At 64.0% G+C, this 15,312-nt stretch carries 8 protein-coding genes; 6 read left to right on the top strand and 2 right to left on the bottom strand.

Annotated elements, in window-relative coordinates; genetic code table 11:
- The first annotated feature begins 63 nt into the window (after positions 1-63).
- The 5 genes from B4393_RS04805 to B4393_RS04785 all read left to right on the top strand — a co-directional run bounded on the left by B4393_RS04805 (position 64) and on the right by B4393_RS04785 (position 12,922).
- Positions 64-1,443 (top strand): MFS transporter, encoded by a 1,380-nt coding sequence (locus B4393_RS04805; protein ID WP_078333158.1) that lies wholly within the window; start codon positions 64-66, stop codon positions 1,441-1,443.
- Positions 1,444-1,593: 150 nt separating this feature from the next.
- Positions 1,594-2,721 carry an ABC transporter ATP-binding protein gene (locus B4393_RS04800; protein ID WP_070939282.1) on the top strand — a complete coding sequence of 376 codons (1,128 nt, stop codon included), beginning with the start codon at positions 1,594-1,596 and terminating at the stop codon, positions 2,719-2,721.
- A 93-nt stretch (positions 2,722-2,814) separates the two neighbouring features.
- Positions 2,815-4,995, top strand: coding sequence for a molybdopterin-dependent oxidoreductase (locus B4393_RS04795; RefSeq protein ID WP_078333157.1), 2,181 nt, complete (start codon positions 2,815-2,817; stop codon positions 4,993-4,995).
- A gap of 412 nt (positions 4,996-5,407) precedes the next feature.
- Positions 5,408-8,938, top strand: a complete 3,531-nt coding sequence (gene rpoB / locus B4393_RS04790; RefSeq protein WP_109558380.1) for a DNA-directed RNA polymerase subunit beta — start codon at positions 5,408-5,410, stop codon at positions 8,936-8,938.
- Between the two features lie 36 nt (positions 8,939-8,974).
- Entirely contained in the window at positions 8,975-12,922 is a 3,948-nt protein-coding gene (locus B4393_RS04785) for a DNA-directed RNA polymerase subunit beta' (protein ID WP_070938478.1), read from the top strand.
- Positions 12,923-13,001: 79 nt separating this feature from the next.
- On the opposite strand, the gene B4393_RS04780 is transcribed toward B4393_RS04785, so the two are convergent.
- Positions 13,002-13,472: a hypothetical protein gene (locus B4393_RS04780; RefSeq protein WP_236743108.1), complete on the bottom strand. Its 471-nt coding sequence runs from the start codon at positions 13,470-13,472 to the stop codon at positions 13,002-13,004.
- Between the two features lie 136 nt (positions 13,473-13,608).
- Between B4393_RS04780 and B4393_RS04775 the strand changes: the two genes are divergently transcribed.
- Entirely contained in the window at positions 13,609-15,012 is a 1,404-nt protein-coding gene (locus tag B4393_RS04775; RefSeq protein WP_078333156.1) for an amino acid permease, read from the top strand.
- Here the strand turns inward: B4393_RS04775 and B4393_RS04770 are convergent.
- Positions 15,009-15,299, bottom strand: coding sequence for a DUF1905 domain-containing protein (locus B4393_RS04770; RefSeq protein ID WP_078333155.1), 291 nt, complete (start codon positions 15,297-15,299; stop codon positions 15,009-15,011). The two genes, B4393_RS04775 and B4393_RS04770, sit on opposite strands and share 4 nt — an antisense overlap.
- Positions 15,300-15,312: the final 13 nt, after the last annotated feature.

Raw genomic sequence — 15,312 nt, 5'->3', positions numbered from 1 at the left:
TGCTATCGCAAGACGAATGTGGCTGGGGCCCATAGAGTGACCTGACGAGAGGGTGAAGGTGACATGAATCTGGCCGTACGGCACGTCGTTATCGCGTGCGCCGCATTGTTTGTGGCGAGGTTGACCATGCTGGACCACGGTCTGGCGGCGGTATGGGGAGTGGACCGGGGTGATGACGCCCTCGGCTCCATCGAATGGGCGACCGTCGCCGGCGACGTGGTCGCTGTGGTGACATTGCTCGTGTTCGCCAGGCTGGGCAACCACTTCCGTCCTACTACCTTCTTGGCCACCGGCCTGGTGATTCTGGGTCTGTCCACGGCGGTGTCACTGATCCCGGGATCGGCCACGTTGCTTGCCTGGGTGATGCTGGTTTCCGCCCTCGGCGCAGGCCTGACGATGGTGGCTTCCATGCTGATCGTGCTGCATTCGACACCGAGGCAGGGCCGCGGGCTATCCCTGGGATTTTGGGTGGCGATGTACCCGCTGGCCATGTTGGCGGGCCAGGTCCTGGACATCAACTCACCGCTGAATTGGCGCCCGATCACCTACGGAATCCTTGCTGCGACGGTCGTGGTGCTGGTGGTGGTGCTTACCCAGCCGCACCGCGAGTTCGTCGGCACCTTCGATACTTTCGATCTCGTCGGCGCGGTGCTGTGGCTGGTAGGTGTGTCCGCGCTGGCCTGGCTCTTGGTTGACGAATCCTCCCCGGTGCGGGCGGTGATCCTCGGGATCATCGCGCTGGGGGCCTTCGGTGGGCTCTTCGCGCAGACCCGGCGCAGGGGTTCGGCAGCGTTGATCGCCGCGGATGTCCTCACCCGCCCGGTGGTATTGGCGGCACTGCTGGCGATCACCGTGCTGACGTTCCTGGTGCGGTTCGCGGACTTTGACCATGCGGCGATGTGGTGGTCGATCGATCGCGAACTGGCGCCCTCCGACACGCCACCGCTGGCACTTTTTGTCGCCGGGCTGGTCTTCGCTCCGGTCGCCGGGTATCTCATCGACGCGGGCAAACGCGCGCTCATCGCGGTGCTGGGCGCGGTCCTGCTGGTGGCCGGTGTGGCGGCGACCGTGATCGAACTGCAGGCCGCCAGCACCGAGGGCGGGTTGATACTGGGCCTGCTGCTCTCCGGCGCCGGTATCTCGACGCTGGCTGTCTACCTTTTCTATGCGGTGTTCCATGGAGTTTCACCGGCACAGCTGACCGTGGTGGGGGGCCTGGCGGTGACGGCATCCGCGCTGGGAGTCGTATTGGGCCAGTTCGTTCGGCAGCGTGCGCAGGTGGATCTGCTGACCGGCTACGGCCTCGGGCATCCGAGTGTGTTCGCCGATATCGTCGGGCTGATTGTCGTGCTGGTCGCGCTGTTGGCCGGAGCGCTGCTCATCGTGGAGCGCCGGCGCGGCAGTACCGCCGCCGTGGCACCCGTCGAATCCACCTCGGACTAGACGCGTAGTGGCTGGTTATCACAGTTAGCCAGTCAGCGGGCCCGGTCTGGACACAAACGCGATGCAGTTCTTGGGCATACGCTAAAGTGATCCGAACCACAGCCTGGCCGGGTTCGTGGTGAAGTGCGCGTGTTGCGGAAGGATCGCCTGGTGGGTGCAGAAGTCTCCGTCGAGGGTTTGACCAAGTCCTTTGGTTCACAACGAATCTGGGAGAACGTCAGCCTGTCTCTGCCGCCGGGTGAAGTCAGCGTGCTGCTGGGGCCGTCGGGTACCGGAAAGTCGGTGTTCCTGAAGTCGCTGATCGGCCTGTTGCGACCGGAGCAGGGTGCCATCTACATCGACGGCACCAACATCATGGAGTGCTCCTCCAAGGAGCTGTACGAGATCCGCAAGCTGTTCGGCGTGATGTTCCAGGACGGCGCGCTGTTCGGCTCGATGAACCTGTACGACAACACTGCCTTCCCCTTGCGTGAGCACACCAAGAAGAAGGAATCCGAGATCCGCGACATCGTCATGCAGAAGCTTGACGTTGTGGGTTTGACGGGCCACGAGACCAAGTTCCCGGGTGAGATCTCCGGCGGTATGCGCAAGCGTGCCGGCCTGGCCCGCTCGCTGGTGCTGGACCCGCAGATCATCCTCTGCGATGAGCCGGACTCCGGCCTGGACCCGGTGCGTACCGCCTACCTGAGCCAGCTGCTCATCGACATCAACGCGCAGATCGACGCCACGATCCTGATCGTGACGCACAACATCAACATCGCTCGTACCGTGCCGGACAACATGGGCATGCTGTACCGCCGCCAGCTCGTCATGTTCGGTCCCCGCGAGGTGCTGCTGACCAGCGATGAGCCGGTGATCAAGCAGTTCCTGAACGGCCGCCGTATCGGGCCGATCGGTATGTCCGAGGAAAAGGACGAGGCCACCATGGCCGAGGAGCAGGCGCACTTGGACGCCGGGCACCACGACGGTGGTGTCGAGGAGATCGAGGGCGTGCCGCCGCAGATCCAGGCCACCCCGGGTATGCCGGAACGTGCCGCCGTCGGGCGTCGCCAGGCGCGGGTGCGCGAGATCATGCACCAGCTGCCGCCGAACGCCCAGGCCGCGATCCAGGACAGCTTCGCCGGCACCCACCAGTACCACGTGCATGACTTCGGTGATGAGCCCACGGGTGTCGCCACGGCCACGCTGGCGCCGCCGCACGCCGAGCAGCCCACGCAGACCATCAACACGGCGGACGACGACGCCCCGACCGGTCAGATCCCGCCCGTACGGGGGTAGTGGCAGCCCCTGTGCTTCAGGGGTTGATATTTGAGAACATGCGCTATCAAATAGGGGTCAGCCCTGTTGACGTGCATGGAAGCGGTGCCGACTATGACAGTCGAAACGAAGACAACCTTCTGTCGTATTTGTGAGCCGCTGTGCGGCATGGTCGCCACCGTCGAGGACGGCAAGTTGCTGTCGCTGCGCCCCGACAAGGAAAACCCACTCTCGGCGGGTTTCGCATGTCAGAAGGGCATTGCCTTCGCTGATATCCACAACGACCCGGACCGGGTGACCACCCCGTTGCGGCGCACCGCCTCCGGCGAATTCGAGCCGGTGGACTGGGAGACCGCGATGGCCGATATCGCGGCTCGGGTGCGAGACATCCATCGCAGATATGGCTCGGGCGCGCTCGGCTGGTACTACGGCAATCCCGGAGCATTCAGCTACTCATACGCGATGTGGTTGCCGATGGCCATCGCCGGATTTGGTGCCAAGTTCCACATGTTCACGGCCGGCTCGCAGGACATCAATAACCGATTCGTCGCCAGCCAGCTGCTGTACGGGAACTCGCTGACCATGCCGGTACCCGATATCGGCCGCACCGACCTGCTGGTGGTGATGGGGGCCAATCCTGTCGTCTCCCATGGCAGCGGGGTGTCCATGCCGCGTATGCGCGACAAGATGCGTGAGGTGGTCAAGCGTGGGGGACGCGTGTTGGTCATCGATCCTCGCCGCACTGAGACGGCCGCCGAGTTCGAGTGGCTGGGGATCGTGCCCGACGGTGACGTGTACCTGTTGCTCTCCCTCCTGCACGTGATGTTCACCGAGGACCTGGTGGATAGGAAGCGGATCGCTCTTCAGGCCAACGATGTCGGTTGGCTGGAGGGATTGGTCAGGCCGTTCGCCCCGGAGCTGACCGCCGAGCATTCCGGGATAGAACCGGCGACGGTGCGCGGGTTGGCCCGGGACCTGGTCGCCACACCGCGTGCTGTCGTGTATGGCAGAACCGGCACGTGTTTGGGTGAAAGCGGCACGCTCACAACATATTTGCTTGATGTCGTCAATCTTGTCGCCGGAAATCTGGACCGGGCGGGCGGGTATATGTTCGGCTCGTTCGGGCTGCCGGGGGAGCGTCAGTTGATGCGGGTGCTGGGCGCCGGATTGGGGTCGGTCTACCGCAGGCGCAGGTCCCGGATCGGCGGGTTTCCCTCGGTGTTGGGGTCCGAACCGGCGGGAATCATGGCCAAGGAGATCACCACCCCCGGACCGGGCCAGCTGCGCGCCCTGTTCGTCGGCGCCGGCAACCCGGTCTTGTCCGTGCCCAATGGCGATGAACTCGAAGAAGCGCTGGAAAAGCTCGATTTTATGGTCGGCATCGATCTGTATGTCAACGAGACCACGGCGCACTGTGACTACGTGCTACCGGCCACCACCATGTACGAACGCGACGATTTCATGGTCCCTTTCGCAACGCTGAAGCCAACGCCATTTCGGCAGGCCACCGAGGCGGTGGTGGCGCCCATGGGGCAGGCGCGGCAGGAATGGGAGATCATCGACGACCTGCTCAGCCGCCTGTGGCGGCTGACTCCGCTACTTGCGGTGATACAGGGGGTGCGGAAGGCGGCAAGCCTGTTCGGGTCGAGGCTGCGACCGCGTCCACTGGTGGATGCGCTGATCCGGATGTCCGAGGGGGGTGACAGGTTTGGTCTGCGCCGCGGTGGGCTCACCTTCACCCGCCTTGTCCGCGACTATCCGCATGGCAGGGTGCTCGCCGATCACCTGCCCGGTGGGGTCCTGGGGCGTTCCGTGTCGACACGAGACGGGCGGGTTAGCCTGCGACACAAGGACATTGAATCCGAACTGGACAAGCTTGGCCGTCGGCGCGCCGACCCGGAGCTGCCGATGCGTCTCATCGGGATGCGTGAGGCGCGCTCGGAGAATTCGTGGATGCACAACGTGCCGCTGCTGATGAGGGGCGGGCGGACGCAACGGGCGGTGATACACGCCCATGACGCCGACCGGCTGGGAATCGCGACCGACGACGTGATCACCGTCACCTCCGCACACGGCGAGATCGAGATTCCGGCACAGGTGAGCAAGGACATCTTGCCCGGTGTCATCGCCGTCCCGCATGGATGGGGCCACACCCGCGGCGGGACGTGGCAGACGGCCAATGCCAACCCCGGCGTGAATGTGAACCTGCTGATGTCCAGCGAGCCGCAGGACTTGGAGGCGCTTGCCGGGATGGCACGCCTCAACGGGGTGCCCGTCCGCATCGGGCGAGCGTGACCGGCGCGGGGCGCTTGCCCCGATGACATGGGCCCGCGGAGGGTTCGATCTCGCTTCGATCGGTGCGTCGGCGGGTCCGGTCAAACCGTTGGGGCCGTCACGCCCGGCTAAGGCGGTGGTACCGGTATCAGATTGGCAAAAAGAAACACCGAAAATACTGGCGCTATCTCTTGACGGGCGGCGTGCGAGGCGTCAATCTGTTTGGCAGCACGGACGCATGCGATTCCAGCGAGGCCGCCAGCCAGCGCTGATCCGCAGATTTGACCGGGCGGTTGAAGGCTGCGCGATAGTACGCTATTGTTAGACGTTGCGCTGGCTGCCTCCTGCCCACCTCCCCCCGCCACGACGGCGTTGGTTCGTGTTGTGATCGATCGGGTGTGTGTTTGGTCGTTGCTTGCGCAAAACATCGCAGATGCGCGGCAACACTGGAGGACCGATCTTGGCAGTCTCTCGCCAGACTAAGACCGATAACGCAACTACTAACTCCGTACCTGGGGCGCCCAACCGACTTTCCTTCGCCAAGCTGCGCGAACCGCTTGCGGTTCCCGGCCTGCTCGATGTGCAGACGGATTCCTTTGAATGGTTGGTTGGCTCACCCCGTTGGCGCGAGGTTGCGACTGCACGCGGTGAGGTGAACCCGACCGGCGGCCTTGAGGAGATCCTCACTGAGCTGTCGCCGATCGAAGACTTCTCCGGCTCGATGTCGCTGTCCTTCAGCGACCCGCGCTTCGACGAGGTCAAGGCGCCCGTCGACGAGTGCAAAGACAAGGACATGACGTACGCAGCCCCGCTGTTCGTCACGGCCGAGTTCATCAACAACAACACCGGTGAGATCAAGAGTCAGACGGTCTTCATGGGTGATTTCCCGATGATGACCGACATGGGCACCTTCATCATCAACGGCACCGAGCGCGTGGTCGTCTCGCAGCTCGTCCGTTCGCCGGGTGTCTACTTCGACGAGAACATCGACAAGTCGACCGAGAAGACCCTGCACAGCGTCAAGGTCATTCCCGGCCGCGGTGCGTGGCTCGAGTTCGACGTGGACAAGCGCGACACCGTCGGTGTGCGCATCGACCGCAAGCGCCGCCAGCCCGTCACCGTGCTGCTGAAGGCACTCGGCTGGACCAACGAGCGGATCGTTGAGCGCTTCGGGTTCTCCGAGATCATGATGGGGACCCTGGAGAAGGACAACATCGCCGGTCCCGACGAGGCGCTGCTGGATATCTACCGCAAGCTGCGTCCGGGCGAGCCGCCGACCAAGGAGTCCGCGCAGGCCCTGCTGGAGAACCTGTTCTTCAAGGAGAAGCGCTACGACCTGGCCCGCGTGGGTCGGTACAAGGTGAACAAGAAGCTGGGCCTGGGCGGTACCAACCCGGCTCAGGTGACCACCACCACCCTCACCGAGGAAGACGTCGTCGCCACCATCGAGTACCTGGTGCGCCTGCACGAGGGCCAGACCTCGATGACCGCCCCCGGTGGTGTCGAGGTGCCGGTGGATGTCGACGACATCGACCACTTCGGTAACCGTCGTCTGCGTACCGTCGGCGAGCTGATCCAGAACCAGATTCGGGTCGGCCTGTCCCGCATGGAGCGCGTTGTGCGTGAGCGCATGACCACTCAGGACGTCGAGGCGATCACCCCGCAGACCCTGATCAACATCCGTCCCGTCGTGGCGGCGATCAAGGAGTTCTTCGGAACCAGCCAGCTGTCGCAGTTCATGGACCAGAACAACCCGCTGTCGGGTCTGACCCACAAGCGTCGTCTGTCGGCGCTGGGCCCGGGTGGTCTGACCCGTGACCGTGCCGGCCTTGAGGTCCGCGACGTGCACCCCTCGCACTACGGCCGCATGTGCCCGATCGAGACCCCGGAAGGCCCGAACATCGGCCTGATCGGCTCGCTGTCGGTGTACGCGCGGGTCAACCCGTTCGGCTTCATCGAGACGCCTTATCGGAAGGTGTCGGCTGGTGTAGTTACTGACGAGATCCACTACCTGACCGCCGACGAAGAGGACCGCCACGTTGTGGCGCAGGCCAACTCGCCCGTGGACGCGACCGGTCGCTTCACCGAGGAGAAGATCCTCGTCCGCCGTAAGGGTGGCGAGGTCGAGTTCGTCTCGGCGACCGAGGTCGACTACATGGACGTCTCGCCGCGTCAGATGGTGTCCGTCGCCACCGCGATGATCCCGTTCCTCGAACACGACGACGCCAACCGTGCCCTGATGGGTGCCAACATGCAGCGCCAGGCGGTTCCGCTGGTGCGCAGCGAGGCTCCGCTGGTCGGTACCGGTATGGAGTTGCGTGCGGCCATCGATGCCGGGGACGTCGTCATCGCGGAGAAGACCGGTGTCATCGAAGAGGTGTCCGCCGACTACGTCACCGTGATGGCCGACGACGGCACCCGGCAGAGCTACCGGTTGCGCAAGTTCGCCCGTTCCAACCACGGCACCTGCGCCAACCAGAAGCCCATCGTTGACGAGGGTCAGCGGGTCGAGGTCGGTCAGGTTCTCGCCGACGGTCCTTGCACCGAAAACGGCGAAATGGCTCTCGGTAAGAACCTGCTCGTGGCGGTTATGCCGTGGGAAGGCCACAACTACGAGGACGCCATCATCCTGTCCAACCGTCTGGTGGAAGAGGACGTGCTCACCTCGATTCACATCGAAGAGCATGAAATCGATGCGCGCGACACCAAGCTGGGCGCCGAGGAGATCACCCGGGATATCCCGAACGTGTCTGACGAGGTTCTCGCTGACTTGGATGAACGCGGCATCGTCCGCATCGGCGCCGAGGTCCGCGACGGCGACATCCTCGTCGGCAAGGTCACCCCGAAGGGTGAGACCGAGCTGACCCCCGAGGAGCGCCTGCTGCGTGCCATCTTCGGTGAGAAGGCCCGCGAGGTTCGCGACACCTCCCTGAAGGTGCCGCACGGTGAGTCCGGAAAGGTCATCGGCATCCGCGTCTTCTCGCGTGATGACGACGACGATCTGCCCGCCGGCGTGAACGAGCTCGTTCGCGTGTACGTCGCGCAGAAGCGCAAGATCTCCGACGGTGACAAGCTGGCCGGACGCCACGGCAACAAGGGCGTCATCGGCAAGATCCTGCCCGTCGAGGACATGCCGTTCCTGCCCGATGGCACCCCGGTCGACATCATCCTGAACACCCACGGTGTGCCGCGTCGTATGAACATCGGCCAGATCCTGGAGACCCACCTCGGGTGGGTGGCCAAGACCGGTTGGGATATCCGGAAGGACGGCAACGCTGAGATTCCGGCGTGGGCGCAGAACCTCCCCGAGGACCTGCAGTCGGCCCCGGCCGACACCCGCACGGCCACCCCGGTGTTCGACGGTGCCCGCGAGGAGGAGCTGACCGGACTGCTGTCCTCGACGCTGCCCAACCGGGACGGCGAGGTCATGGTGGACGGTGACGGTAAGGCGCGGCTGTTCGACGGCCGTAGCGGCGAGCCGTTCCCGTACCCGGTGACCGTCGGTTACATGTACATCCTCAAGCTGCACCACTTGGTCGACGACAAGATCCACGCGCGTTCGACCGGCCCGTACTCGATGATCACCCAGCAGCCGCTCGGTGGTAAGGCGCAGTTCGGTGGCCAGCGGTTCGGTGAGATGGAGTGCTGGGCCATGCAGGCCTACGGTGCGGCGTACACGCTGCAGGAGCTGTTGACCATCAAGTCCGACGACACCGTCGGTCGTGTGAAGGTCTACGAGGCGATCGTCAAGGGCGAGAACATCCCCGAGCCGGGTATTCCCGAGTCGTTCAAGGTTCTGCTCAAGGAACTCCAGTCGCTGTGCCTCAACGTGGAGGTGCTGTCCAAGGACGGCGCCGCGATCGAGATGCGCGATGGCGACGACGAGGACCTGGAGCGCGCTGCCGCGAACCTGGGAATCAACCTGTCTCGCAACGAATCTGCGTCCATTGAGGACTTCGCCTAATCCGATTTCTATCCCGCAAGGGGAAAGGGAGTTTACGTGCTCGACGTCAACTTCTTCGATGAACTTCGTATCGGCCTCGCGTCGGCGGACGACATCCGTAATTGGTCCTTCGGCGAAGTCAAGAAGCCGGAGACCATCAACTACCGCACGCTCAAGCCCGAGAAGGACGGCCTGTTCTGCGAGAAGATCTTCGGACCTACTCGCGACTGGGAGTGCTACTGCGGCAAGTACAAGCGTGTGCGCTTCAAGGGCATCATCTGTGAGCGCTGCGGTGTCGAGGTAACTCGCGCCAAGGTGCGTCGTGAGCGGATGGGCCACATCGAACTGGCCGCCCCGGTCACGCACATCTGGTACTTCAAGGGTGTTCCGTCGCGCCTTGGCTACCTGCTCGACCTGGCGCCGAAGGATCTCGAGAAGATCATCTACTTCGCCGCTTACGTCATCACCGCGGTCGACGACGAGCTTCGCCACAACGAACTCTCGACGCTCGAGGCCGAGATGGAGGTCGAGAAGAAGGCAGTCGCCGATCAGCGCGACGCCGACCTGGAGGCCCGTGCTCAGAAGCTCGAGGCCGACCTGGCCGAGCTGGAGGCCGAGGGTGCCAAGTCCGACGTGCGCCGCAAGGTGCGCGACGGCGGCGAGCGCGAGATGCGTCAGCTTCGCGATCGGTCGCAGCGTGAGCTGGACCGGCTCGACGAAATCTGGACCACCTTCACCAAGCTGGCTCCCAAGCAGCTGATCGTCGATGAGGTGCTCTACCGCGAGATCGTCGACCGCTACGGCGAGTACTTCACCGGTGCCATGGGTGCCGAGGCTGTGCAGAAGCTCATTCAGACCTTCGATCTCGACGCCGAGGCCGAGAACCTGCGCGAGACCATCCGCAGTGGCAAGGGGCAGAAGAAGCTTCGTGCGCTCAAGCGCTTGAAGGTGGTGGCGGCGTTCCAGAACTCCACCAACTCACCTGGTGGCATGGTGCTCGACGCGGTGCCGGTGATCCCGCCGGAGCTGCGCCCGATGGTTCAGCTCGATGGTGGCCGCTTCGCGACCTCCGATCTCAACGACCTGTACCGCCGTGTGATCAACCGCAACAACCGCCTCAAGCGACTGATCGATCTGGGTGCGCCCGAGATCATCGTCAACAACGAGAAGCGGATGCTGCAGGAGTCCGTGGACGCGCTGTTCGACAACGGCCGTCGTGGACGTCCGGTCACCGGACCGGGTAACCGTCCGCTGAAGTCGCTGTCCGATCTGCTCAAGGGCAAGCAGGGTCGTTTCCGTCAGAACCTGCTCGGTAAGCGCGTCGACTACTCGGGCCGTTCGGTCATCGTGGTCGGCCCGCAGCTCAAGCTGCACCAGTGCGGTCTGCCCAAGCTGATGGCTCTGGAGCTGTTCAAGCCGTTCGTGATGAAGCGTCTGGTCGATCTGAACCACGCGCAGAACATCAAGAGCGCCAAGCGCATGGTGGAGCGTCAGCGTGCCCAGGTGTGGGATGTCCTCGAAGAGGTCATCGCCGAGCACCCGGTGCTGCTGAACCGTGCACCAACCCTGCACCGCCTGGGTATCCAGGCCTTCGAGCCGCAGCTGGTGGAAGGCAAGGCAATTCAGCTGCACCCGTTGGTGTGTGAGGCGTTCAACGCCGACTTCGACGGTGACCAGATGGCCGTGCACCTCCCGCTGTCGGCGGAGGCGCAGGCCGAGGCTCGCATTCTGATGCTGTCCTCGAACAACATCCTGTCGCCCGCGTCGGGTCGCCCGTTGGCCATGCCGCGTCTGGACATGGTGACCGGTCTGTACTTCCTGACCACCGAGATCCCCGGCGACACCGGCGCACACGCGCCGGCCGCCAAGGATCAGCCGGAGGTCGGTGTGTACAGCTCGCCCGCCGAGGCCATCATGGCCCTCGACCGTGGTGCGCTGAGCGTCCGTGCGCCCATCCGGGTGCGGTTGACCCACCAGCGTCCGCCGGTCGAGGTTGAGGCCGAGCTGTTCGAAAACGGTTGGCAGCCAGGCGATGCCTGGATCGCCGAGACCACCCTGGGCCGCGTGCTGTTCAACGAGCTGCTGCCCCACGGGTACCCGTTCGTGAACAAGCAGATGCACAAGAAGGTGCAGTCGGCGATCATCAACGACCTCGCCGAGCGGTTCCCGATGATCGTGGTCGCGCAGACCGTCGACAAGCTCAAGGACGCCGGTTTCCACTGGGCCACGCGCTCCGGTGTGACGGTGTCGATGGCCGACGTGCTGGTGCCGCCGCAGAAGGCGGAGATCCTGGACCGCTACGAGAAGGAAGCGGAGCGGATCGAAAAGCAGTACCAGCGTGGTGCTTTGAACCAGCAGGAACGGCGCGACGCGCTGGTCAAGATCTGGCAGGAAGCCACCGACGAGGTCGGTAAGGCGCTGGAGGAGCACTACCCGGCGGACAACCCGATCACCTTGCTGCCCAAGTCCGGCGCGACCGGCAACATGACCCAGGTGCGAAACCTGGCGGGCATGAAGGGTCTGGTGACCAACCCGAAGGGTGAGTACATCCCGCGGCCGATCAAGTCCTCCTTCCGTGAGGGCCTGACCGTTCTCGAGTACTTCATCAACACGCACGGCGCCCGTAAGGGTCTGGCGGACACCGCGCTTCGCACCGCGGACTCGGGTTACCTGACCCGTCGTCTGGTGGACGTGTCGCAGGACGTCATCGTGCGCGAGCACGACTGTGGCACCGAGCGTGGCATCAACGTGACCATCGCCGAGAAGCAGGACGACGGCACGCTGATCCGCGATGCGCACATCGAAACCTCGGCGTACGCACGGACTCTCGCCGCTGACGCGGTGGATGCCGACGGCAACGTGCTGGTGGAGCGTGGACACGACCTGGGCGACCCGGCGATCGAGAAGCTGCTCGCCGCGGGCGTCACCACGGTGAAGGTTCGGTCGGTGCTTACCTGCACCACCGGTACCGGGGTCTGCGCAATGTGCTACGGCCGCTCGATGGCGACCGGCAAGCTTGTCGACATCGGCGAGGCGGCGGGCATCGTGGCCGCGCAGTCGATCGGTGAGCCCGGTACCCAGCTGACCATGCGTACCTTCCACCAGGGTGGCGTCGGTGACGACATCACCGGTGGTCTGCCGCGTGTCACCGAGCTGTTCGAGGCGCGAGTTCCCAAGGGCAAGGCGCCCATTGCCGATGTCACGGGACGGGTGCGCCTGGAAGAGGGCGAGCGCTTCTACAAGATCACCATCATCCCGGATGACGGTGGCGAGGAAGTTGTCTACGACAAGCTCTCCAAGCGTCAGCGTCTGCGCGTCTTCAAGCACGAAGACGGCTCCGAGCGTCCGCTGGCCGACGGCGACCACGTCGAGGTCGGACAGCAGCTCATGGAAGGTGCGGCCGATCCGCACGAGGTGCTCCGCGTCATGGGTCCGCGTCAGGTGCAGGTGCACCTGGTCAACGAGGTCCAGGAGGTGTACCGCAGCCAGGGTGTGTCGATTCACGACAAGCACATCGAGGTCATCGTGCGCCAGATGCTGCGCCGCGTGACGATCATCGATTCGGGCGCAACGGAATTCCTGCCCGGCTCGCTCACCGAGCGTGGCGAGTTCGAGACCGCGAACCGTCGCGTGGTCGCCGAGGGCAACGAGCCCGCGGCGGGCCGTCCGGTGCTGATGGGTATCACCAAGGCATCGCTGGCCACCGACTCGTGGCTGTCGGCGGCGTCCTTCCAGGAGACCACTCGCGTGCTGACGGATGCGGCTATCAACTGCCGCAGCGACAGACTGAATGGTCTGAAGGAGAACGTCATCATCGGTAAGTTGATCCCGGCCGGTACCGGTATCAACCGCTACCGCAACATCTCGGTGCAACCGACCGAAGAGGCGCGGGCTGCCGCGTACACGATCCCGTCGTACGAGGATCAGTACTACAGCCCCGACTTCGGCTCCAACACCGGTGCTGCGGTGCCGCTGGACGACTACGGCTACAGCGACTACCGCTAGTTTCAGACGAAGAAGGGCCCTGGGAAATCCCAGGGCCCTTCTTCGTCTGTTCCGCTGTCCCAAGTCGGCGTCACGCTTCTTATCGAGATCGACCTTTTGCAGGGAAATCTCGAGTAGGTCCCTGTGTTTCGTCGATCTCGACGACTCCTGGCGCCCGGTGCCCGTGTAGGTGTCGGAGTGCGCTCCCAACGAGAGCCATGAGCACGATCGGTGCGATGAGCCACTCAAGCAGCATGTCGACCGGGATGAGCGGACCGACTACCGGGCACTGGTTGCGGAAATGTGCGTAAAAGATGCTCTGCGCGCCCGTCAGCACGGCCAGAACGATCCAGAACAGGGCCCAGGAGTAGCTCACTGTCAGCTGCCGACCCGCCACCCTGCTCCTCGCGAATGTACCGGTACTCATCAGAACCGCCGCACTCGCCGCGGTGCCGTACATGATCCACCAGCGGCAGATGTCGAGACCGATTTGGCCGGCAACGATTGCGAGGGGGAGCACTGCGGTGAGGGTCGGCCATGCCGCGCGCTCGATGAACTGTCGGTTGATCACACCAGAAACCTATTCACGCAGGCGAAGTCGGTTCAGCGCGTAAATACTCATTCGGGCTCCGTAATTCCACGCAGCACCAGGCGGCCTGTCCCTGGTTTCCTCTGCAATAAGTGTCTGCTCAGGCAATGATGTCCGGATGACAGTTGCCAATTCCGAATCCGAGACGCCCGACGCCGGATACTCGCGGGGCCTGTCGGCCCGTACGGTGCAGATGATCGCGATCGGCGGTGCCATCGGCACGGGCCTCTTTTACGGCGCCGGCGGCGCGATCGAGAAGGCCGGTCCGGCACTCATCTTGGCCTACCTGGTCGCGGGCCTGGCTATTTTCGTGATCATGCGGGCCCTTGGCGAGCTGCTGGTGTACCGGCCGGTCTCGGGCAGCATCTCCGAATACGCCGAGGAATTCATGGGACGTTTCGCCGGATTCGCCAACGGCTGGACGTACTGGGCGGTGTGGGCGACAACATGTATGGCAGAGATAACCGTCGCCGGCGTGTACATCCAACGGTGGTGGCCCGGCATCCCGCAGTGGGTGACAGCGCTGGTTGTCCTGCTAATCCTGTTGGGGGCCAACCTGATATCGGTGAAGATCTTCGGTGAGGCCGAGTTCTGGTTCTCGATGATCAAGGTGACGGCGATCGTCGGCATGATCATCATCGGTATCGGTGTACTGCTTCCCATTTCGGGCCTGGGGCCGGAAACGGGCCCCAGCGTCGCCAATCTCTGGAATGACGGCGGGTTCTTTCCGACAGGCTTCAGCCAGGCCCTGCTGAGCCTGCAGATCGTGGTGTTCGCCTACGTCGGCGTTGAGCTCGTCGGCGTCACGGCGGGGGAGGCCGAGAATCCGAAGGTGACCCTGCGCAAGGCGATCAACACGCTGCCGTTCCGCATCGGGCTGTTCTACGTGGGTGCGTTGATCGTCATTTTGTCGATCCAGGGCTGGCGGAACTACCACAAGGGCGAGAGTCCTTTCGTGGCCGTGTTCGAGTATCTCAACATTCCGCAGGCTGCCAACATCGTGAACTTCATCCTGCTGACGGCCGCGCTTTCCTCCTGTAACTCGGGCATCTACTCAACCGGCCGCATGGTGCGCAGCCTCGCTCAGCGCGGCGACGCCCCGACGGGTCTGCAGGCACTGAGTTCGCGTCACGTCCCGATGCTGGCCATCTGCTTCTCGGCACTCGCGATGGGTATTGGGGTGTTCGTCAACTGGCTGTCGCCCGACAAGGCATTCGCCTACATCACATCGGTGTCCACCATCGGCATCATTTTTGTGTGGGGTTCAATCCTGGTTTCGCACATGATTTATCGGAAACGGGTCGCCGCCGGTGAATTACCCGCCTCGGATTACAGGCTGCCCGGTGCGCCGGTGACGAATCTGTTGGCGCTGGCATTTCTGGCCCTGGTGGTGGTGCTCTTGTTCTTCACCGACGACGGCCGGACCGCCGTCCTGGTGGGTGTGGTGTGGTTCGTGATCGTGGTGCTCGGCTACTTCGTGCACCACGGTGAGCCGGCTGAACATGAAAAGCAGGATGCCTAGGCGCGGTCGGTATCGAGCCTGACCTCGACGGTCACGCGGTCTCCGGGCTCCTTGCCCAGCTGCGCCTGGATGTCCTTCCGCACCCCGAGAAGGTGTGTTCCGCCGTACGGTGCCAACGACCCTGTGTAGCTCACCGACCCGTCGAACACGGCCCGTACCGGCACTCGGGCCTTGACGCCGAAGGTGTCGAACACGGAGAAGGGGAATTCGACGTACGCGCCGGGGCCCTCGGGCTTCTCGATCGTCGCTTCGAAGGTGATGGCGCCGGGATCGCGATACTGCACCATGACGCGAGCGTAG

Origin of the sequence: Mycobacteroides franklinii, from assembly GCF_002013895.1 — a bacterium.
GTDB lineage: Bacteria > Actinomycetota > Actinomycetes > Mycobacteriales > Mycobacteriaceae > Mycobacterium > Mycobacterium franklinii.
Note: the sequence above shows the minus strand (reverse complement) of the source record. Positions and strands in the feature narration are given on the sequence as shown.